Below are 23,366 nucleotides of genomic sequence, written 5' to 3'. Positions count from 1 at the left end.
AAAGTACATAGAGATTTATTGGATATAATATATAGATAACTCTATGAGATAAGTTATAAAATATTTAGGCAGCAAAGGCAAAATTTATATGCAATAAGCGTATTATATAATTTTAGTTAGTAAATCGTTATTTGATTTCGTGAAATTTCTATGTTTGTGCGGTTTTACGAAAATTAAATAACAGATTTATTTTAAAATTTGTATAAAATAACCTTTTAAGTGAGGTGTTCAAATGGCAAAATATGATAATAAAAAACAATTACGTTGTTCATTTTGTGGGAAGAGTCAAGATCAAGTAAAGAGATTGATTGCAGGACCAGGAGTGTATATTTGTGATGAATGTATAGAATTATGTTCTGAAATTATTGCAGACGAATTTGAAGAAACTCCTCAAATAAATGTTGGTAGTTTACCTAAACCTACAGAAATTAAAGATTATTTAGATCAATATGTTGTAGGTCAAGAGGATGCTAAAAAATCATTGTCTGTTTCTGTATATAATCATTATAAGAGAATAAATACAAATTTATCAAGCAGTGACGATATAGAACTTCAAAAAAGTAATATACTTTTACTTGGACCTACAGGTTGTGGAAAAACATTTCTTGCACAAACATTGGCTAAGTTTTTGAATGTTCCATTTGCTATAGCAGATGCTACTACATTAACTGAAGCAGGATATGTTGGTGAGGATGTTGAAAATATACTTTTGAAGCTTATACAAAATGCAGATTATGACATTGAGAGAGCAGAAAAGGGAATAATATATATCGATGAAATTGATAAAATAGCAAGAAAATCAGAAAACCCTTCAATAACAAGAGATGTATCAGGAGAAGGTGTTCAGCAGGCTCTTCTTAAGATACTTGAGGGTACAGTTGCGTCCGTTCCACCTCAAGGTGGAAGAAAACATCCACATCAAGAATTTATACAAATAAATACAACTAATATATTATTTATTTGTGGTGGAGCTTTTGATGGAATAGATAAGATTATTGAAAACAGAACAAGAGTAAGCACAATAGGATTTGGTGCGTCTATTGAATCAAAGAAACAAAAAGATATAGGAGCTATTCTTCAAAAAATAATGCCGGGAGATCTTTTGAAATTCGGTTTAATACCTGAATTTATAGGAAGACTTCCTATAATAGTAACTCTTAATTCACTTGATAAACCAGCACTTGTTAAAGTGTTATCAGAACCTAAAAATGCTCTTATTAAACAGTATAAAAAGTTGCTTCAGATGGATAATGTGGATCTTGAATTTAAAGATGGTGCGCTTGAAGCAATCGCAGCAGAAGCAATATCAAGAAGTACAGGAGCTAGAGGACTTAGAGCTATTGTTGAAGACATAATGAAGGATATAATGTTTGATATTCCGTCTAGAGAGGATATCAAAAAGGTTATAGTTACAGAAAATACTATAAATACAAAACAACCTGAATTAGTTTTAGAAGAAGGAACAAAATCAATAGAAGCTACTAAAAAAAAGGAAAAAGCAAAAACCAAAAAAGATATAGAGAGCGCTTAAGAAAAAAATCGAATGGATTTAATCTATTCGATTTTTTTCTTTGTATATTAAAATTAAAATATCACATAATACTATTATAGAAAATAACTGTTATCATATCTTGAATGGAGGTTGTTTATGTATAATATAATTATTTTAGTAGAGATTATTTTTAATATTATCATAGGGGTGTATTTTTTTTATGCATTAAAAAATCAACAGTTTAATAAAATCAGTATTGATAGGGAAAATAAAAAGGAATTAGAAAAATTAAATGACATGAAAAAAATAAAACTATCAATACCATTATGTGAAGAAAGTAGACCTAAAACCTTTGAAGAGATAGTTGGGCAGGCAAATGGTATAAAAACTTTAAAAGCATCTATATGTGGACCTAATCCACAGCATGTAATAATTTACGGACCTCCAGGTGTAGGAAAGACTGCGGCAGCAAGACTTGCACTTGAATATGCTAAGACATGCGCATATTCTCCGTTTAATGATAAATCAAAATTTGTTGAAATAGATGCAACTACTTTGAGATTTGATGAAAGAGGAATTGCTGATCCGTTAATAGGTTCTGTACATGATCCTATTTATCAAGGTGCTGGTAAGTTTGGAAATGCAGGAATACCTCAGCCTAAAATGGGGGCAGTATCAAAAGCACACGGTGGAGTATTGTTTATAGATGAAATAGGTGAACTTAACCCAATAGAAATGAATAAACTTTTAAAGGTTATGGAAGATAGAAAAGTTTTTTTTGATAGCGCTTATTATAATTCATCAAGTGAAAATATGCCTGAATACATAAGAGAAGTATTTGAAGAGGGATTTCCGGCTGATTTTAGATTGATAGGTGCTACAACTAAAAGTCCAGAAGAAATTAATCCAGCTATAAGATCTAGATGCATTGAAATATTTTTTAAATCGTTAGATTCAGAAGAAATAAAAATTGTGGCTAAAAATGCAGCGAAAAACATAAGTGTAAATATAGAGCCTAAGGCATTGGATATTATAGGAATGTATGCATCAAATGGAAGAGATGCTATTAATTTGATTCAATTAGCTTGTGGTATTGTAATAAATGAAAATAGAGGAAGAATAGAAGCAGAAGATATACTATGGGTTGCGGAAAATGGAAGATATTCTTTAAGGTCGTATAAGAAATTAAGTGATATATCTAGAATTGGATGCGTTAATGGATTGGGTGTATTTGGAATTGATAATGGTATAGTAATGGATGTTGAAGCTACAGCAGTAAAAGTAAATAATTTAAAAGGTGACTTGAAGATAACAGGTGTAATTGAGGAAGAGGAAATTGATAGTTATAATAAAAAAATAAAAAAGAAAAGCAGCATAATGTCATCAGCACAAAATGCAATTTCAATGATTGAAAATGTGTTTCAAGTTAACATAAGAAATTATGATGTTCATATAGATTTTCAAGGCGGATATGCAGTAGATGGACCATCAGCAGGTGTAAGTATTGCATGCGCTCTTTTTAGTGCATTAAAGGGTAGAGCTATTAAAAGTAGAGTAGCAATGACAGGAGAAATAACCTTAAACGGAATGGTAAAGCCGGTTGGTGGGGTAACATCTAAGGTAATGGCAGCATCTAAAGCTGGAGCAGAATTAGTCATAATACCATATGAGAATTGGAATGAGTCCTTTAATAAGTATGAAAATATAAAAGTAATTGGTGTTAAAAATATTCATGAAATTCTAAAGTGTGTTCTAGTCGAAAAGGAATTTGATGATAAAGAGGTAGAATTAAGTAAGCAAAATACAAAGCATGTGTTAACTGCGGATGGCATAAATATGTAAGAATAAAACTTTTAAAAGTTGAAAAAATGTTATTTTATAGTATAATATATTAGACTAGCTATACATTATTGAAAGGTAGGGGAGAAATATGAAACAGGAGAATAAAGTTCTTCCTTTAATTCCTCTAAGAGGACTTGTAGTATTTCCGTATATGGTAGTACATTTTGATGTTGGTAGAGATAAATCTATTGAAGCTTTAGAGAAGGCTATGGTAAATGATCAACAAATATTTTTATCAGCACAAAAAGATGCAAAGGTAGAAGAGCCAGATGAAGATGATATAAATTCTGTAGGAACAGTTTGTAGTATAAAACAAATACTTAGACTTCCTGGTGATGCGGTAAGAGTTTTAGTAGAAGGAATTAATCGTGGTAAAATAAATAAGTATTTAGAACATGATTCGTTTGTTGAAGTTGAAATTTTAGAGTTTAAAGATGAAGTTAATTATGAAGAGTATGAAGCTAAAGCATTGATGAGGCTTATAACTAAGGAATTTGCAAAATATGTAAAACTTTCAGGAGCTGTTACAAAAGATGCAGTTGATTTTTTGAAAGACATAAAGGAGCCTGGTAAATTTGCAGATATAGTTAGTTCTTATCTTATTATTAAACAAGAGCAAAAGCAGGAAGTGCTAGATAATATTGATGAAATAGAAAGGCTTCAAAGTGTTTTAGAAGTACTTAAAGATGAACTTCAAATATTGGAATTAGAAAGAAACATAGGGGTTAAGGTTAAGGAAAAGATAGATAAATCTCAAAGAGAATACTATCTTAGAGAACAAATAAAAGTTATGCAGGATCAGCTTGGAGAAGATGATGAAGAAAAGCTGGAAATAAAACAGTACACACAAAAAATAAAAAAGAGTAAGCTTACAAAGGAAGTAAAAGAAAAAGCATTATATGAATTGAAAAAACTTGAAAATGCAGGATCATATTCTCCAGAAGGAGCGGGTATAAAAACATATTTGGATTGGATTATTTCACTTCCTTGGAAAGAAAAAACCAAGGATAATCTTGATATAAAAAGAGCAAGAGAAACATTAAATAATGAACATTATGGACTTTCAGATGTTAAAGATAGAATAATAGAATATCTTGCAGTGAAAAAAATGAGTAAAAGCTTAAAAGGACCAATACTATGTTTAGTTGGGCCACCAGGAGTAGGAAAATCTTCTATAGCAAAATCTATAGCAAATGCTGTTAATAGGAATTTTGTAAGAATATCTCTTGGCGGAATAAATGATGAAGCAGAAATAAGAGGACATAGAAGGACTTATGTAGGTGCTATTCCAGGAAGAATAATTTATGGAATGAAACAGGCAAAATCTAATAATCCCCTTATGTTATTAGATGAAATAGATAAAATGAGTTCGAGTTATAAGGGAGAATCAGCAGATGCTCTATTAGAGGTTCTTGATGCTGCTCAAAATAGTAAGTTTAGAGATAATTACTTGGAATTGGATTTCGATTTGTCAGATGTTATGTTTGTTACTACTGCAAATACACTTGAAACAATACCAAGACCACTTATGGATAGAATGGAGATAATAGAGGTTTCAGGATATACGTATGAAGAAAAATTTCATATTGCTAAAGAGTATTTAATACCTAAACAGTTAAAAGAGCACAGTTTACCTGAAGAAAATAAAATTAGCTTTATGGATTCATCCATATATTATATAATTGAAAATTATACGAGAGAATCAGGAGTAAGAAGTCTTGAAAGAAAAATAGCGGCTATTATTAGAAAATCTATGACTGATATGGTGGAGAAAGACAAGAAATCGGTAGCTATAAGTTCTCGAACAGTTAAAAAATACTTAGGAGAAGACGTTTTTTTAGCTGATAAAATAGACAAAGAAGATAAAATTGGAGTTGTAACAGGAATGGCATGGACAGCTTATGGTGGCGATACCCTTCCAGTTGAAGCAGTTATTATGCCAGGTAACGGAAAACTTCAACTTACAGGACAGCTAGGAGACGTAATGAAGGAATCAGCTCAGGCAGGATATAGTTATATAAGAGCTAATTTTAGTAAGTATGGAATAAATGAAGAATTTTATAAGGACAAAGATATTCATGTTCATGTTCCGGAAGGTGCTGTACCAAAAGATGGGCCATCTGCAGGAGTAACTATGATAACAGCAATGGTTTCCTCACTTAGTAATAAAAAAGTTAGACATAATGTAGCTATGACAGGAGAGATAACACTTACGGGTAGAGTTCTTGCAATAGGTGGTCTTAAGGAAAAAACTTTAGCGGCATATAGAGCAGGAGTGGACACCATTATATTACCTAAGCAAAATGAGAAGGATATAAATAAAGTTCCTAAAGCAATAAGAGGAAAAATAAAATTTATACTTGCAGAAGAAGTAGACACTGTACTAGAAAATGCATTGATTGGTGGTATTAATAATGATAATTAAACAAGCTGAATTTATAATTTCAGCAGCGTGGAAAAAACAATTTCCTATAGATGGAAAAGATGAAGTGGCTTTTGTTGGTAGATCAAATGTTGGAAAATCATCCTTAATAAATGCACTGACTAATAGAAGAAAATTAGTTAAAGTGAGCGGAACTCCAGGTAAAACAAGGCTTGTCAATTTCTTTATGATAAACGGTACATTCTATTTTGTGGATTTGCCAGGTTATGGTTATGCCAAAGTTTCTAAAAAAGAACTTGAAAAGTGGTCTGAAACTATAGAAAATTATTTAGTAGGAAGAAATCAATTAAAGAAGGTTATACTTCTTGTGGATTCAAGGCATAAACCTACTAAAGATGATATTACAATGTATAATTGGATTAAATATTACAAATATAAATGTATAGTAATAGCAACTAAAAGTGATAAAATAAAAAGAAGTGAAAAGGTAAAAAATGAAAAAATAATAAAGGAAACTTTAAATTTAGATAACGACGATGAGTTTTATTTCTTTTCATCAGCCACAAAGCAAGGAAGAGAGGAACTTATTGATAATATTTGTTCTGGAATAAATTGTATATAGTTGACAGCGTTTTTTATTATATATATTGAAAATATTCGTAATAAATGAATATAATAGATAAAATTGGGTAGTATATAAAATGTAAGTGGAGAAATATTTCTCCATTTAGTATAAGATAAGGGCTTAAGCTTTTGTTTTATGCTAAACCCCCCATCCCCCTTGGGATCGCCAAACTGCGGTCCCATTTTTTAGTTATAGTATTTCTAATTTGAAAGTATATTTATTGAGTATATCTTAAAGTAAAATTGAGATTTTGAATCGCCTATACTTTTTAAAAATAATTTTATGGAAGTATTTTTGCAGTCTTCATTTATTAGATTTGAAGTAGATTTAAAATTTAAAACCCACTTTACATCGGATATTTCACCATTTTTATTGTAATCACTATCAGAAAAAGATCCATCTTGAAAAACATATTTCCTATTTTCGCTAGCTAATTTATCAATTACAGAAGAACAAGCAATCTTTCCTGATTCATGAAATAAACTATTAGGTTTTGAATTACCATAATATGAAAGTGTTTGTATGTATTTTATGAAAGCTGCGATTGTGTCTTTACCAATAAAATTTGATGGATAGTTTGCATAGTAAGGTTTTATCTTATCTTTAATTAATATATAGTTGGAAAAGTCTAGTGAATCATTGTTGAAATTTGTAGAAATTATTTTTGGAGTTTTGTTGTTATGAATATCTATAAAGCCTATTATATTATTAGTGGTATGAAATATATCCTTGAATTTATTTTTATCCCAAATAAATAAGTGTTGTAAATGAGTATTGTCTTCTGAGCTTTGAGTAAAAATTTCAGTTATATTGTCTCTAGATACATCTGTTAAAATTAATTTGAGGGGTGAATAATTAGTATAGTTTCCTAAACTATTAAGAGTAGGACTAGGAGTTAGTTGGTAGGTTTTGTTTTTCGATTTAACCTCTAGAGAGTACCTATTATTATTTATTTTTATGTAAATGTTATCTTTAGATCCATCACCAGTAACATCGTAATTATTGATAACTTTATTTTTAGTAAAAATATTAAAGGTCTCGGCTGATTTTTTTGAAATTAAAAAAATTGCAAAAAGAACTACAAAAACAAACGCTAAAATTATATAATATATATGTTTTAATTTGAAAAAGATAATTTTAAATTTCATAAAACACACCCCGCACATATTGTTATGTTTATTATATATGCGGAATGTTTTCAATTATTACAGTTTATCTTTACAGTCTTTACAAGTTCCATAGAAATATAATTTGTTTGAAATAACATCATAATCTGTATGAGAAGCAACTTCGTTATTAAGGTTATCAAAAGTTATACCCATAATATCATCTACTTTACCACAAGATAAGCACTGTATGTGGGGATGAGATAGGGAATTAGCGTCGTATCTAAAATTACCTTCACCTACATTCAATTCTTGAATCAAATGTACCTCAGCTAGAGTTTTGAGTGCTTTATATACTGTTGCTAAACTCATAGTTGGATAATCTGATTGAAGTGCTTTATAAATTGTTTCAGCAGATGGATGTTGGTGTGTTGATTTTAAATATTTGTAAACAGCTATTCTCTGTGGAGTTAATTTCAATTTTTTCTCTTTAAATATTGAAGATATATCGTTCATGTTCACCATCCTTGCTTTAAAAAACGTATATTAATTAATTATTTATATTATATAATAAAAATTATCCTTTGTCAAAAAACAAATTTTTTAAGGTCTAGTTTTCATAAACTTTACAAAATTAACTGTGAAAATTTTAAAAAATGTTGTATAATATAAGCTATGCTTAGATTTAGGCAATTTGTATATTTGCAACTAATGCTTATTTCTCAATTTAAATGAGGAAGGGAGAAATATATGAACTCTAATGGTAAAACGTCTAAAAATAACAGAGGAAATACAAATAGAAGGAAAGTAAAACGTAAAAAGAATTCGAAAGTCAAACTTTTTATATATTTTTTAATGTTTGAGATTCTATTTAGTGTGGGAACAGCACCATGGATAGTCTATTATGGACCTTTTGATAATTTGAAGAAAATAATAGTAGGTACAGCTATGTCATCATTTACACATCAATACTTAGCAACTCTGTTTCTTTCAGATGCACAAATTGCTAAAATTAGAGGTGCAGGTACTACTCCAGCATCAGGCGGAAATCAAAATCAGAACTTAAATGACATAAATACATCTAATCATAATGGGAAAATAGATACTGCTACAATTAATGGAAATAAATTTAGTGGACGTGTGCTTATAATACATGATCCTACTAAAGTTAAGATAGGATATACGTCAAAGCTTGGAGTAGAAGGAGAAACTACTAGTCAAATAGCTAAACATAATAATGCAATAGCAGCGGTAAATGGTGGTGGATTTCAAGAAAATAGTTCAGGTTCAAAGGTTGTTTGGACTGGTACAGGTGCGCTACCAACGGGAATAATAATTAGTGATGGTAAAGTTGTATATCCTAAGAATCCTGATATGATTGCTACTCAGAAGGGAACGGCAGCTATTACTAAAAATGGTGTTTTGGTAGTTGGAGACCACAGCATTAGGGAACTTTTAAATGATAATGTAGTTGAGGCTATAAACTTTGGACCAACGCTTATAGTTAATGGAGTTCCTGAAACAAGAGATTCATTTGGAAATTCTATAGATAGTCAAGGAGCACAGCCAAGAACAGCCATAGGACAAAGAAAAGACGGAACAATTATACTCTTAACGATAGATGGAAGACAGGGACTTCAAATGGGAGCTACTATAAAAGACATACAAACAATAATGCTTAAAGAACAGGCATATAATGCTGTGAATTTAGATGGTGGAGCATCTACTACAATGTATTACAATGGACATGTAATAAATAATCCTTGTGATAAGTTTGGAGAAAGAACTGTAGCAACAGCAATAATTGTAAAACACTAGGGGTGAAAAAATGAGAGCGTCAAAAAAATTTATTGTATGGGCTTCTATATCTTTAATTGTTCAGCTATCTCTATATATTTATCTTGATAAATTTTATTTTGGAGAGGAAAATAATATTAAGATAACTCAGGACAGTAATTTTTATAAAGAACCGGAGATAAAGCCTAATGTCAATATTCCTTCTTCAGCTGAGAATGTAACTTTATCTGATGACGGAACTTTTACGGCATACTCAGAAAATGGTATTGTTAAGGTGTTTGATACTAATACAGGAAAACAACTTTCTTTGAGCTTTAACGGTGGTGTAAAATGCCTTGCTTATAGATGGGTACCAGATACAAACAGAATGATAATAGCAGAAAATGTATCTGGGCAGATAAGATTTTTCTCATATAATGCTGAATCAAAGTATAAGGAAGAAGTAAAAGACTATACAAATGGTAAAGCTAATGTAATATCGTCGCCAAGAGGAAATTTAGACGTAGGAATTAGAATGTCAATTTTAACTGGAGTAATGTATATAAAAGTATCTTCACAAGCTGGATCAAGAATGTATAGATTAGATGTAAATGAGGAACTCTCGTCAGTTAGAACTGTAAGCAGCCAAATAGGAAGATTTAATGTAACGTCAAGAGAGGATAACTTAATATATGAAGATACGTCTAATGGAAGAGTAAGATCTACTAAAATTAAGAGTAATATAGTGGTAGATGGAAATTCAGCATTGACCTTTTTAGGAGTTGATGATAATAATAATGTGTACGTTTCTTCTAAAACCGATAAAATAAATAAGATATATTATGGGGAAGTTACAACAAGTGGAGAAAAATTTAAGGCTATCAACTTAGATTCTAATTATGATTACAAAAACGTATTTGTTTCATCTAATGGAAATGTTTATGCAGTAGATGCCACATCTTCTAGGTTAATAAACTTAAAAAGTAATACAAAATACCAATATAAAGGTGAGTATATAGGTCTATTCAATAATAGAATAGCATCAATAAATGGCTCTAAATTAGTAGTACAAAAAATAGATTAGTTTTGTATGTATAATTTGTAAATAAAAAGGTATCATATTGACTTAATATAATTTTAAAGATAATATATATTGTATACTATGTTGGATAATAAAGAAACATACACTGAAAGATATATGTAATATTGGTAATATATATCACGAGGAGCGTAGATACTTTTGATTTATGATAATTATAATGAAGAAGATAAAAAAGATGAAACTTTAAATGATGATTTGATTAAAAAGAAAAATAGAAGGTTTGTTTATATACTATCAAGTTTTGTAGTAGTAATTTTAATTGTATTGGGGATTTATAGTGTAAGCAAATACATAGTAGGAGATATATCAAAAAAGACAGTTATTAAAAATAACGTGAAAAAAGTTAAAAAGAAGAAATCAGCTGAAACTAAAAATGCTGTAGTACCACCTAATAAACAAGTAGGGGATGGGAATAGTGCAGCTTTTATTGATTTAAATCAGGCTGAGAAACCGCTTAGAATGGATGTGGATTTAGAAAAACAAAAAGTTAACGTTTTAGATGCTAAGAATAGATTGGTTAATTCTTTTGTTTGTTCATCTGGTATGGATGGATATGATACACCAAAAGGACAATATACAATAAAGGAAAGAGGTTATTCTTTTTATAGTAGAAAGTATCAGGAAGGTGCGTATTACTGGGTTCAGTTTATGGGAAATTATCTTTTCCATAGTGTCCCTTTTGATAAAAATCAAAATTTAGAACCAGCTGAGGCAAGTAAACTAGGAAATAAAGCTTCACATGGCTGCGTAAGACTTGCAATAACTGATGCAAAATGGATATATGATAATATACCAAAAGGAACTTTGGTGAATATAAAATAAACTGATGTTGGAAAGGGATATCAATGAGCAGAAAAAGTCATAAGTCCGATAAAAAAGCAAATAACAAGAAAAAAAAGAGCATAGTTAAAACCATAATTCTTTTTTTAATATTTGAAATTGTATTTACCGGTATTACTGTTGTTCCATATTCTTTATATGGCCCTTTTACTAATGTAAGAAATACAATAATAAGTACTCTTATGGGGACAGGTGCGCATAAATATATGGCAAAATGGTTTTTTAGTGATGCTAAAATACAACAAATATTACAAGAATCAAATAAGAGTGAAACAACAACTAAGCAAACAAAGAATGATGTTATAAACATTAAAACTGATAGTGATATAACAAGGATGCAACTTGATGGTGATGGAAAGTTTACTGCAAATGTATTAATAATTAAAGATCCAAGTAGAGTTAAAGTAGGATATTCATCACAAATAGGATATGTTGGTGAAACAACTAGACAAATGGCAAAAAGATATAAAGCTGTAGCAGCAATAAATGGTGGATATTTTCATGATACATCACCTAATAATAATAAGCAAAGTGGTGGTGTGGGTGCAATTCCAACAGGTTTTGTTATGGCTAATGGACAAATAGTATTCCCTAAAGATAATAGTACTTGGGACCAAGTAGCGCCAGAGGCTCAAGATCATGTTTTATCTATAGATAAAAGTGGAAGTCTACAGGTTGGAGGGACATATTCCCCTAATCAACTTATTAAAAGTAATATTAGAGAAGCTGTTATAACAGAACCGTATATAATTAAGAATGGAAAGAATACTATGCAAGCGTTTGGGGTTTCAGGAACGCAGCCAAGAACAGCAATAGGGCAAAGATCAGATAAAAGTATAATATTTATGGTTATAGATGGACGACAAGGTGTTAAGTTAGGAGCAACGGTTGCGGATGTTCAGCTTTTAATGCATAAGCTAGGAGCAGTAAATGCGGCATGTCTTGATGGTGGAGGTTCTACAGCTATGTATTACAACGGTGAGATAATAAATAATCCTTCCAATGCAACGGGTGAAAGAGCGGTACCTGATATAATTTATGTTGAGCCTAAATAGTGGGAGGATTAATAGGATGAAAAAGTTAAGAAACGTAATTATATGGATAATTATCTCTGTGGTTGTTCAAAGTGGCATACTTTATTATATGAATAAATATATGTTTAAAAATATAACGAAGGTATCTTATAAAATAATTAAATCTGAGGAAAAGAAGAAGACACTATCCATTTCAGTTCCACAAGATGCTGATGGTATTCAGGTATCAGCTACAGGCAAATATGTGTCATATACATCAAATAGTACACTGCATGTTGTTAAAATGGGTACTGGAGAAGATAAAACGGTAAAGCTTAATTGTGATTTTTCAGATGCTTATGCAAAATGGCGTGTTTCAGAAGATGTACTTGTTCTTATTGAAAAAGTAGAAAATGGAATAAAGGTATATAAGTATGATCCTTCCACAGGTGAGTCGCAGCAAGCATTAGATTTTAATAATAATGCGATAACATACAAACTTACTAGAAGTAGTTCTAGTATTATTGGGCTTCAATCTAATGATTTAAATACTATAATGTACCTAAAAGAGCAAGCAGTAAGTGGAAATTTATATATTGATAGACTTGATATTTCAGGTGAAAATGTTAAAATGCCAATTGGCATTACAAAAGTCGGTGACTATTATGTATTTAAAGCAGAGGATAAAGTTGTATTAGAAGATTTAGAAAGTAATAAGATAGTAATGGCGACTTCGGATAGTACTCAAAATTTAGATATTCCAGGAGTAAGTAATCCTAAACTTCTTAATGTAGATTCTCAGGGAAATGTATATATCGGAAATATTGTAAATGATAAAATAACGGAAATTTATACGGCTAGCTTAAATAGTAAGTCTAAAAGTGAAGATTCTACTTTTACAGCTAATTGGAATAAGATATCATTAAAAGAACCTATTGATAGAAAATATGTATATGTTTCTGATCTTGGAGATATATATATAGTAGATCATCTGAAGGGTGAAATTCTAAATGCTAAAAATAACAATAGTAGAGTTGTTTCTTTTAATAATATGTATGTAACTATGTACGGAGATTCAGAAAGTGGTGGAATAATAAGCAGGGATTTAGATAATAACAAGCTTATTGAAACACCAATAAAATAAAAATTTAATTTATAAGTTCTCAAATTACATGGGAACTTATAAATTTTATAGTTAGTAATAAATGAAGGGATGTTAAGTCCTTTCAATTTTTATTTTGGAGGGATGTTTATGGATATTAGGTCTTTTCTTATTAATAGACTATTAATGCTACCTGCAATACTCATTGCCTTTACTTTTCATGAATATGCACATGCTTTTATAGCAGATAAGTTAGGAGATAAGACACCTAGATTTCAAGGGAGACTTACGTTAGATCCAATTTCTCACATAGATCCAATTGGTTTTTTAGCAGTAATGATATGTGGACTTGGTTATGCAAAACCAGTACAGACTAATCCAGCTGCTTATAAAAACTATTATAAGGATGATCTAAAAGTTTCTATAGCAGGACCAGTAGCAAACTTAATTGTAGCTTTTGTTTTTGCCATTATATATGGGATATGCTTGAAATCTTTGCCTAACAATTTAGTTGCAGCTATAGTAATGCTAATAGTTAAAGAAGTAGTAGCATTAAATTGTATACTTGCATTATTTAATTTAATTCCAATACCAGGATTTGATGGTTTTCATGTTTTAAGAGATTTATTTCCTAGAAAAATAAATGACTCATTGTATAGATATCAGCTTCCTATATTTCTTGCACTTATAATGCCGTTTATCCCAACAGGAGCAGGAACTCAGTCCATAATTGGTTTTATTCTAGATAAGCCTTCAGATATGATTATGAGTCTGTTTATGAAGATAGGAACATTTATATAATTACAGCTTAAGCATAGGAGGAAAAAAATGAGACTTAGAAAAAAGTGGTGGGCACGACCTTATATGGAGGAAAATCCATTGTGCATTGTGGAACCTAGAGAATATAAGGGTAGATGGAAAGAAGCATTTAATAATAATAATGAAATTTATCTTGAATTAGGATGTGGAAGAGGAGATTTTGTAACTAATATAGCACAGAAAAATCCTGAAAAAAATTATGTTGCAATAGATTTGAAAGATGAAGTAATTGCCATTGCACTTAAAAAGATAACAGAGAGTGAAGTGGAGAACATTAGAATATCACCACTTCAAATAGCATTTATAAATGAAGTTTTTGATAAAGATGAAATAGGAAGAATATATATAAATTTTTGTAACCCATGGCCTAAGGACAGACATAAAAAAAGAAGGTTAACACATACAAGATTCTTAACAAAATATAAGGGATTTTTGAAGCCCAATAGCCAAATATGGTTTAAAACAGATGATGATGAATTATTTGTTGAATCCTTGGATTATTTTAAGGAATGTGGTTTTGAAATAGAATTTATGACTTACGATTTACACAAAAGTGGTTTCGATAAAAATATAGTAACAGAATATGAATCTAAGTTTTTAAAATTAGGCATAAATATAAAATTTTTAATTGCAAAGTTAAAGTAAAGGTGAGTTTATGTTTAAAGATTTAATAGGTAAGGTGGCACTTATAACAGGAGCATCAAGAGGTATAGGTAGAAGTATTGCCGAGGAAATGGCTAAAAATGGAGTTGAAATTATTATAAATTATAAAACTGATGAAAGCGGTGCTATGGATACTTTGAGGACTATTAGAGATACGGGTGGAATAGCTGAGGTTTATAAATGTGATATAACTTCATACAATGATGTTAAAAAGATGTTCCAGTTTATAATTGATAAATTTGGAAAAATAGATTTACTTGTTAATAATGCAGGTATATCTAAAATAGGTCTGTTTATGGATATGGGAGAAGAAGATTATAATGAAGTCATGGATAGTGATTTTAGAGGTGTTTTTAATTGTACTAGTTTAGCAGTTAAATATATGCTGGAAAGAAAAACAGGAGGCATAATAAACATATCTTCTATATGGGGCAATGTTGGTGCATCTTGCGAAGTGTTGTACTCTGCAGCTAAAGGAGCCGTTAATTCCTTTACAAAAGCATTAGGAAAGGAATTGGCACCATCTGGTATTAGGGTTAATGCTATTTCACCAGGAGTTATAGATACAAAAATGAATCAATGCTTTTCAAAAGAAGAAAGAAATTCCTTGGAAAGCGAGATACCAATGTGTAGGTTTGGAGAAACGCCAGAGATAGCTAAAGCAGTTGTGTTTTTAGCTAGCGAACAAGCTTCATATATAACATCTCAAGTTATAACAGTAGATGGTGGTATGCTTTAATTGAATACATAATATAAATATTGTCAATAATACCAATATGAACATTGGAAGAAGGTGTTAATTTGACAATATTTTTTTTGTTTTTTGGTTTGCTGTTGTTGTTTTTAGTTACCATTATATGTATAGTAAGAAAAATAATAAAAAGAAAAATTGGTTATATAAATTGGTCTTTGATAATAGTTGCTATTGTAACAATAGTAGTAAGCTTTATTGAAATACCTGTAAAAAATTACTCAGAAGCTGTATATAACAAGAATAGAACGGTCAGTACGAAAACAGTAGTAAATAAAGGTAAAACGCTTAATTTATATAGTCTGGAAAATGGTCAAAGTATAGTAATACAGTATAATAATAAAAATATATTAATAGATGTACCTTCGGTTTTATCACAAAGTAATGATAAAAATAATATATTTAATGTATTTGCAACTCATGATATAAAAAAAATAGATATGCTTATACTTACCTCATCAGCATATAAATCAGCAAATAATATTTTGGATGTTGTAGGAAGATATAATATAGATAATATTCAATATGCAGATGAATCTATTGAAAAAACGAATTTGGACAAAGAAATATTAGAAGGAGTTAAAGCAGTAAATGATGTAAAAAAGAGTAGTATGTTACCAAAGGTCATGGAGGAAAAGCAAAACTTATTTGATATGGAGGTAGAAAATGAAAAGACAGAAGAAGGTAATACATTAACCTTTAAGCTTCCTAAAAATGTTAAAGGATGTGCTAATTTAGATTCATACGATAAAAATATTCATGGAAACAACATATATGATCATAAGATTAAAATAAGTTATGATTCTAGTGGATATATATCACTTAAAATAATTTCTGATATTAGTGATAAGGACTAAATATGAGATTAATTATTGTATAGTACAATTTTAATGATATAATTGTTAGTAAATACAATTTATTTGGAAATAAGTTTAGAAAGGATGCATTAATAGTGGAAATAAATATATTAAAGTGTCATGGTACAGGCAATGATTTTATTTTAATTGATGAATATAATAATAACTATAATTTTAATGATGAAATAAGAAGATCTATAGCTATTCAGGCTTGTAATAGAGCAAAGTTTATTGGTGGAGATGGAATTTTATTTGTTCAGAAAAGTAATATATGTGATGCTAAAATGAGAATTTTTAATGCAGATGGTTCTGAGGCTGAAATGTGTGGTAATGGACTCAGATGTGTTGGAAGATACGTTATTGAAATGTTAAAAAAAGAAAAAGTAGAAATTGAAACTTTGAAGGCTAGGTATTGGGTAAATGCACAGGATGATATATATGAAGGTGTAAAAACAGTTAAAATAGATATAAAATCTGTTTCACTTAATGTGAATTCCCTTCCTCTAAATTATACAAAAGAAAAATTATTGTTTGATAAAATACCACAATTATCTAATGAATTTGATTTTACTGCAGTTAGTATAACGAATCCACATTTAGTATCTATAGTATCTTCAATAGATACTGATAAGTTAGTAGAACTTGGGGAAAAAGCCAATGCTACAAAAGAGGTTCTACCTCAAGGTGTTAATGTAAGTTTTGTAAGAGTTATTGAGGGTAATAATATATATGTTAAAACATATGAAAGGGGAGTTGGTTTAACTAAATCTTGTGGAACGGCAATGACTGCATCAAGTATAGTGAGTTGTATAAGTGAAAAGGTTAAATTTGATAAAATAATAAATGTATACAATGATGGTGGTGCTATAAAAACAATTGTTCATAATAGTGATGAAGATTATTGGGTTGAATTTATTGGTAATGCAACTTTTGTATTTGAAGGTACTATGGAACTTGATGGAGGTAGGATAGATCAATTTACAATTGATGAAAGTAAATTTGAAAGTGAAGCTAATGCTTATGAAGAATTTTTTCAATATACTAGAAAAATAATATAGGGTATATTGTAAAAATTATATTTTGGTATGTATAATATAAAATACTATTAAATTGTTTTTATAAAAAATTCTATGGTCAAACTTCTTTTTTAGGAATATCTTATAAGTTAATGTTAGTATTTTATTTATTATATATATAGAATCTAATTACAGGTAGAAAATTTATATTTTACACCTGTAATTTTTGAATAATTACAAGAAGAAAATGGGATAAAAGGAAAAATAACTATCATTTAAACTTGCAAACAAGTATAATATATAAAGTGAGTTTTAAAAATAGTTATAATTGTATTGGAAGTGAGCTTATGAATATTATTAATAATAGATATAGGATAATAAATACAATAGATAAAAAGCAAATATTCTCGTCCTTTGAGGTTACCGATATTTTAAGAAATGATTCTAATTTAAAACTTAACATAATTGAATTAAGAAATATTCCAAATAACACGAAAAATCATATTAAAAATGAATTTATAAATTTAGTAAATTTAAATGAAAATTACATATATAAGTTGTATAGTCTGAATGTTATAAGTACTATAGATAACAAAACAGAAGATGATAAGAGATGGTACTATACATGTGAAATATGTAAAGAAAGTAATAGACTTGTAGAAATAATGGATAATTTAGAAGAAAATGATATTATAGATATATTTGTTCAGATATGCATTGCTATTCAGTATTTGAATAATAGCGGTTATGCATATCGAAACATAAATTCTAAAAATATATATGTTAAACGTCAAAATGGTAAAGTTAATATAAAGCTTAATGATTTAATTTCATCTGAACTGGAAAAAATTAAGGAAAATTACGCAGGTAAAAGAGAATGGTTTCAATTTGATTTTAAATTAGATTATGGCGAAAAGTATAGTGAGATTGTATCGAATGAAATACGTGATTTGGGTATATTGCTATTTGAATTATGTAAGAGTAAATTTTCAAGTAATACTAAGATAAATAATTCCTTAGAATTACAACATAATGTAAATAAAGCTGTTACAATCAAAAATCCACATAAAGAATTTGAAATGAAAATAATACCAATTATAAACAAAATGATTTGTAATACGAGTGAAAGATATACCAATATAAAAGCTATTGTTGAGGATATAAATATTGTGTTTTCAAGAAGATATAACATCTATGATGTAAAAGCGTTTGAAAAATTAAATTATAATGTGAAAATAGTTGGGAGAGATGGTCCAATAAATAAGGTTCTTAATTTATGCAGCATATTTAAGAACGTAGTAAATAAGTCCAATTTATTTATTGTACATGGCAAAAGTGGTATTGGGAAAACAAGATTCTTAAAAGAAATTAGGTACTTTTTTAAATTTAATATGGATAATGTGTATTGTAGCTTTGGGAACAGAGACAATATAACAAGAAATATTTTTGATGAAATATTAAAGCAAATTCTTACCAGTTATGATACTAGAATAATTAAAAGTTATGAGAGAGAGATAGGAAAAAAGATAATTACTAAACTTAAGGATAGTAAAAATATTACTACAGAGGAAGAAAAAATAGATTTATTTGATAAGTGTATAAATTTTATGAATGTTATGGCTAGTAAAAAAAGGCTAGTTATAATAGTAGATAATGTTGATAAAGTGGATGAGCTTAGTACAGATTTTATAAAATATTTCTATGAAAAAGTAAGAAATACCAAGAATATAGTGTTTATGTTTTCTTATTTAGATGAAATTATATATACAAATAATGATGTAGGGCAGTTTATTAGTTCTTTTAAGGTTAATTTTACAGATATAATTCTAAATGAACTAAATTTTGTTAGTACCAATGAACTTATAAAAGAGGTATTAGGTACTAGTATTCTCCCAAGAGATTTTTCAAAAAAAATTTTTGAAAAAACTAAAGGAAATCCAGGTTTTATAATTGAAGTATTAAAAGGACTTTATGTAAGAAAATATATATATGTAAGTAAGGATAATGGTCTGTGGGTGACATCATATGATAAAATTAATGAAATTCCCATACATAGTTCCCTTGTAAAGAATATACAAAATCAGATAAATGATATGTGTGGATTTGAATTAGAAATAGTTAATGCTATGTGTATCTTTAACATAGGCTTGAAATTAGAAACTATAAAAATGTTTTTTAAAGAATATGATGGAGAAAACATAGAAGAAATAATAAGAAAATTACTTAAAAGAGGCATAATAGAGGCAATCGAGGAGGATTCAGACACATATTATGCTATTGCTAATAAGACAATTAAAGCTGCACTTACAGATAGAATGGATGAAGAATATAAAAGTAGTATTAACGAAAGAGCAGCGGAAGTATTAGAGAAATCTAACCCAAGCAAGTATAAAGAAGAAATACTTTTTCATTTTGAAAAGTCACTTAATGTGAAAAAGATTATAGAGTATTATTTGAATAAATATCAGTATCCTATTTATATTAAAAACAAAAGAGAAGTTGTAAGCAAGATAAAAAAGTTAGTAAAAACTATTAGAAATAATACAACTTTAAGTGGAATTAAACTATTAATTATTTTAGGAGATTTATTATTTTTAGATGAAAAAGATAGGGAGGCACAAGAATATTATAAATTATCAGAAAAGCTTTTGCATGAAAGAAAAGAATATGAAATTCAATTTCAAGTATTAAAGCGTTTAGTTAGGATGTTACAAAATAATTCTCAATTGAAAGAAAGCAGGATATATATATATAGGCAGGAAGAACTTTTAAGGAATTGGTATAACTTAGAGTTAGAACTTTTAATTTATACTGAAGAAGCCTTTAATTTCTATCTCACTAAGGAATTTGAAAGGGCTATTTCTATTTGCAATAATGTAATAGATAAGTGTACTCATGATATGGAAGATGTTAAGTTCTATGCGTATTATGTATTGAGTAATTCTTATATAGAAAAAGGAGATATGAAGCAGGCAGAAAAATATTCTAAGATGTGTTCTGATAAAAGATATCTTAAGGATAATCTGCCATATGTACTAGATTCTTTAAATAATATAGCTTATATATACGGAAATTACTATGAGGAATATTTGCAGTGCAAAAATTATCTTTTTAGGGTGTTTCAAATAGCAACCCACTTTAACTATTCACATTTTAAATTGTTATCCTTATCTCAAATAGCAACTTTGGATTTTAAACAAGGAAGTTATAAAGAAGCTTATAATGGATTTGAAAATGTTCTTGGACTTTCTGAAAAAATCAATGATAAATATATAGAGTTATATTGTTATTGTAGATTATGTAAAGTATGCTTGGTAATGTATGATATAGAAGAAGCATATGAGTATTTTCTTAAGGCGTCAACAAGAATAGATGATTTAAAAAATTATTTAGATCTCATGGGAGTATATTACTCAGCTGCGGTAGAAATATATTTGAAAATGGGAATGCCTGAAAAAGCTAAAGAATACATGAAGGAATTTAAAGATAAATGTGGAGCGCAAAATATTAAAAAAATTGATGAGGTAGTAGGATATTATATTGATTACTTAATTGATTCAAATGAAACCGCTATAACTACATTTCGAAAAGCCTTAAGTGGAATGGATTTTACAAATAAAAATGTTAATAGCATTGTTATAATAGTACAAATTGCAATAATAGTATATTGGAAAAAAGATTTAGAAATGTTTAATGATATATATATAATGTTAAGTAGGTGCAATATTAAAAATAAATTAGTAAGAGATTGTATTGGAATAATAAGAACACTAAATTTGTCAAATGAGGAAATGCTTAAATATGCAATAAATACTCTTAGAAAATGCGAAAATGATATAAAAATATCTAAATTCCTATATGTTAATATTTGCAATTATTATCTTAAAAGTGGAAGCTATATTAGGGCTATTAATTACTGTTTTGAATATATAGATTTTATGTGGAACTATTATTTGAAGGTGCCAGATAAGTATAAGGAAAATTTTGTTAGGTGCTATAAAATAAAAAATGATTTGAGAGAATATATAGATATTATAAACAATTATATGGGACAAAAAATAGTTGATGAGAAAAGTGTTGAAGGCATACTTAGTAAAGAAGGTATTGAAAAATTTTACGAGAATACAGATTTGAAAAAATTATTTTATACAAAGCAGTTAAAAAAAGATCTAAAAAAGTATTATTTTTCATTCATACCTAGGAAAGTGAATAGTAGAATAAATGTTATGAGAAATCAAGTTGAATCGTCAGTTATTAATATACAAAATATACTTAAATATTTAAAGTATAGTCTTATTGCGAAAAAAATTTATTTTATTGTAATGCCAACACAGACCGAAGATACAGTAGTTTTTACACACAATCAAAATTTTGTAGATAATAACATAATTAAAGAAAATACTATAATTTATAATGTAAGTAGCAAGAGAAATCCTATATTTATAAAAAGAGTTGGTCTTAAGCCAAACATGGAGTTAGAAGAGAGTATAAAAGCTGTAATTTGTATTCCGGTGTATACTGTATTATCAAATTTAAATAAAAGAAATAATAAAGAAATAACAGGTATATTGTATATAGAATCTGATAAGATATTAAACAATTTTAATGTTAATGCTATTAATAAGTGTATAGAGTTTAATGGACTTATAAGTTTGAATGTAGATAAATATAGATTGAAGATGAGTTCTACAATAGATGTGCTTACTGGAACTATGACAAGAAGACATTTAGAGATTTATATGGATGATCTGCTTGATGAAAATAGAAATTTTATTAAAGAATTTACTGTACTTATGTATGATCTTGATAACTTCAAAGCTATAAATGACAAATTTGGACATGGTACAGGTGACTTAGTTTTGAAGGAAGTAAGTAAAATAGTTATGAACAATATTGAAGAAAAATCTGTTTGTGCACGTTATGGAGGAGAGGAATTTATAGTTATATTGCCTAATCATAATGTTTTAAAGGCATATGAAGTGGCAGATAAAATAAGACGAAGGATAGATAAAGCTAAAATACTTGGAAATAAAAGAAGTGTTACTATAAGTATAGGTTTAGTAGCTTATCCAGATATGGCAATAAGTAAAGAAGAAATATTTGAAAAAGTTGATAAGGCACTTTATATAGCTAAAAACACGGGTAGAAATAAATGTGTTATTTGGAATGAAAGGTTTAATTACAAAGCTAGGGCTACAAATAAAATAACAGGTATAGTTACTGGTAATCCCGTTAAGGATTCTAGAAATGTACTGGTTACAGTTGAATTTATAGAGATGTTAAAAAGTAGCATTAGTACTGAAGAGAAAATATTCAATGCATTGGGAAGATTAGTTGAATTTTTTGAAGCCACCTATTGCACCATTATATTATTAAAGGATAAAAAGGTTTCTAACGTGTATACAAGAAAAATATTCAAGTCTGATTTTATTAAAAAAACTTATATTAATGATAAAATTGTGAGAGAGGTTTTAGAAAAGAAAATAGGAGTATATATGATAGATTGGGATAATATTAGTGGGTTTGATGAAACTACAGGTATGCCAGATTGGGATTCTATAATGGTTATTCCATTAATTAATAAAGGAATAATTAATGGAATACTTTATTTTAAGGTGCCTGCAAAAATAAAAGAATTTAACTTTGAAGAATTTAACTTTGCTAGTGCTATTTCTAATATTGTAGCAGCTTTGTTTTAAAGTAATATACAAAAGCACTGATTGGATAAATCCTTTCAGTGCTTTTGTATAAAAATCGAGGGGAAATTGACTATAAAGTTAAAATTATAGGTAATTATTAAAAATACCTCTCATAAATATTTTCTCAATATCAACCTATAAAAATAATAGAATGTAAAGTGAATAAAGTTACTTTTTAGGTAATTTATTAAAATGTATTTCTAACTGCAATTATATTATACTTCTTTATTTGTTAAATGTAAATATTGAATTTTACTTTTTTGACTAAAAAATTAAAAAA

17 protein-coding genes are annotated in these 23,366 nt (G+C 28.4%); 15 read left to right on the top strand and 2 right to left on the bottom strand.

Translation table 11 applies throughout. From position 1 onward, the window contains the following. The first annotated feature begins 232 nt into the window (after positions 1-232). From clpX to yihA, 4 genes are all read left to right on the top strand, one after another. Positions 233-1,531, top strand: coding sequence for an ATP-dependent Clp protease ATP-binding subunit ClpX (gene clpX, locus CLFE_RS16760; RefSeq protein ID WP_077833201.1), 1,299 nt, complete (start codon positions 233-235; stop codon positions 1,529-1,531). A 117-nt stretch (positions 1,532-1,648) separates the two neighbouring features. Continuing rightward, on the top strand, positions 1,649-3,334 hold the full coding sequence (gene lonB, locus CLFE_RS16755) for an ATP-dependent protease LonB (protein ID WP_077894843.1): 1,686 nt from the start codon (positions 1,649-1,651) through the stop codon (positions 3,332-3,334). Between the two features lie 88 nt (positions 3,335-3,422). Next, positions 3,423-5,759 (top strand): endopeptidase La, encoded by a 2,337-nt coding sequence (gene lon, locus CLFE_RS16750; protein ID WP_077894844.1) that lies wholly within the window; start codon positions 3,423-3,425, stop codon positions 5,757-5,759. Further along, positions 5,749-6,339, top strand: coding sequence for a ribosome biogenesis GTP-binding protein YihA/YsxC (gene yihA / locus CLFE_RS16745; protein WP_077833204.1), 591 nt, complete (start codon positions 5,749-5,751; stop codon positions 6,337-6,339). Before lon ends, yihA begins: the two co-directional genes overlap by 11 nt. A gap of 203 nt (positions 6,340-6,542) precedes the next feature. On the opposite strand, the gene CLFE_RS16740 is transcribed toward yihA, so the two are convergent. Then, a complete protein-coding gene (locus CLFE_RS16740; protein ID WP_077894845.1) occupies positions 6,543-7,490 on the bottom strand; it encodes a hypothetical protein in 948 nt (315 codons plus the stop codon). A 57-nt stretch (positions 7,491-7,547) separates the two neighbouring features. After that, positions 7,548-7,964 (bottom strand): transcriptional regulator PerR, encoded by a 417-nt coding sequence (perR, locus tag CLFE_RS16735; protein ID WP_077833206.1) that lies wholly within the window; start codon positions 7,962-7,964, stop codon positions 7,548-7,550. Between the two features lie 234 nt (positions 7,965-8,198). Between perR and CLFE_RS16730 the strand changes: the two genes are divergently transcribed. The 11 genes from CLFE_RS16730 to CLFE_RS16680 all read left to right on the top strand — a co-directional run bounded on the left by CLFE_RS16730 (position 8,199) and on the right by CLFE_RS16680 (position 23,086). After that, positions 8,199-9,266: a phosphodiester glycosidase family protein gene (locus CLFE_RS16730; RefSeq protein WP_077833207.1), complete on the top strand. Its 1,068-nt coding sequence runs from the start codon at positions 8,199-8,201 to the stop codon at positions 9,264-9,266. A 10-nt stretch (positions 9,267-9,276) separates the two neighbouring features. Continuing rightward, positions 9,277-10,308 carry a hypothetical protein gene (locus CLFE_RS16725; RefSeq protein ID WP_077894846.1) on the top strand — a complete coding sequence of 344 codons (1,032 nt, stop codon included), beginning with the start codon at positions 9,277-9,279 and terminating at the stop codon, positions 10,306-10,308. A gap of 156 nt (positions 10,309-10,464) precedes the next feature. Next, a complete protein-coding gene (locus CLFE_RS16720; protein ID WP_077894847.1) occupies positions 10,465-11,148 on the top strand; it encodes a L,D-transpeptidase in 684 nt (227 codons plus the stop codon). A 23-nt stretch (positions 11,149-11,171) separates the two neighbouring features. Next, positions 11,172-12,221, top strand: a complete 1,050-nt coding sequence (locus CLFE_RS16715) for a phosphodiester glycosidase family protein (RefSeq protein WP_077833210.1) — start codon at positions 11,172-11,174, stop codon at positions 12,219-12,221. Positions 12,222-12,237: 16 nt separating this feature from the next. Further along, positions 12,238-13,323 carry a hypothetical protein gene (locus CLFE_RS16710; RefSeq protein ID WP_077894848.1) on the top strand — a complete coding sequence of 362 codons (1,086 nt, stop codon included), beginning with the start codon at positions 12,238-12,240 and terminating at the stop codon, positions 13,321-13,323. A gap of 108 nt (positions 13,324-13,431) precedes the next feature. Further along, positions 13,432-14,082: a site-2 protease family protein gene (locus CLFE_RS16705; RefSeq protein WP_077833212.1), complete on the top strand. Its 651-nt coding sequence runs from the start codon at positions 13,432-13,434 to the stop codon at positions 14,080-14,082. Positions 14,083-14,109: 27 nt separating this feature from the next. Beyond that, a complete protein-coding gene (gene trmB / locus CLFE_RS16700) occupies positions 14,110-14,745 on the top strand; it encodes a tRNA (guanosine(46)-N7)-methyltransferase TrmB (protein WP_077894849.1) in 636 nt (211 codons plus the stop codon). Positions 14,746-14,755: 10 nt separating this feature from the next. Next, positions 14,756-15,502, top strand: coding sequence for an elongation factor P 5-aminopentanone reductase (gene ymfI / locus CLFE_RS16695; RefSeq protein ID WP_077894850.1), 747 nt, complete (start codon positions 14,756-14,758; stop codon positions 15,500-15,502). 62 nt (positions 15,503-15,564) lie between these two features. After that, positions 15,565-16,371 (top strand): ComEC/Rec2 family competence protein, encoded by an 807-nt coding sequence (locus CLFE_RS16690; protein ID WP_077851847.1) that lies wholly within the window; start codon positions 15,565-15,567, stop codon positions 16,369-16,371. Positions 16,372-16,412: 41 nt separating this feature from the next. Beyond that, the gene (gene dapF / locus CLFE_RS16685; RefSeq protein WP_077894851.1) at positions 16,413-17,429 is read left to right on the top strand and encodes a diaminopimelate epimerase; all 1,017 of its coding nucleotides are present in this window, start codon (positions 16,413-16,415) and stop codon (positions 17,427-17,429) included. A 305-nt stretch (positions 17,430-17,734) separates the two neighbouring features. Continuing rightward, positions 17,735-23,086 carry a diguanylate cyclase gene (locus CLFE_RS16680; protein WP_077894852.1) on the top strand — a complete coding sequence of 1,784 codons (5,352 nt, stop codon included), beginning with the start codon at positions 17,735-17,737 and terminating at the stop codon, positions 23,084-23,086. Positions 23,087-23,366: the final 280 nt, after the last annotated feature.

The organism is Clostridium felsineum DSM 794, from assembly GCF_002006355.2.
GTDB classification, from domain to species: Bacteria; Bacillota; Clostridia; order Clostridiales; family Clostridiaceae; genus Clostridium_S; species Clostridium_S felsineum.
The sequence above is the reverse complement of the archived record's forward strand: the minus strand, read 5'-3'. Positions and strand labels throughout refer to the sequence as shown.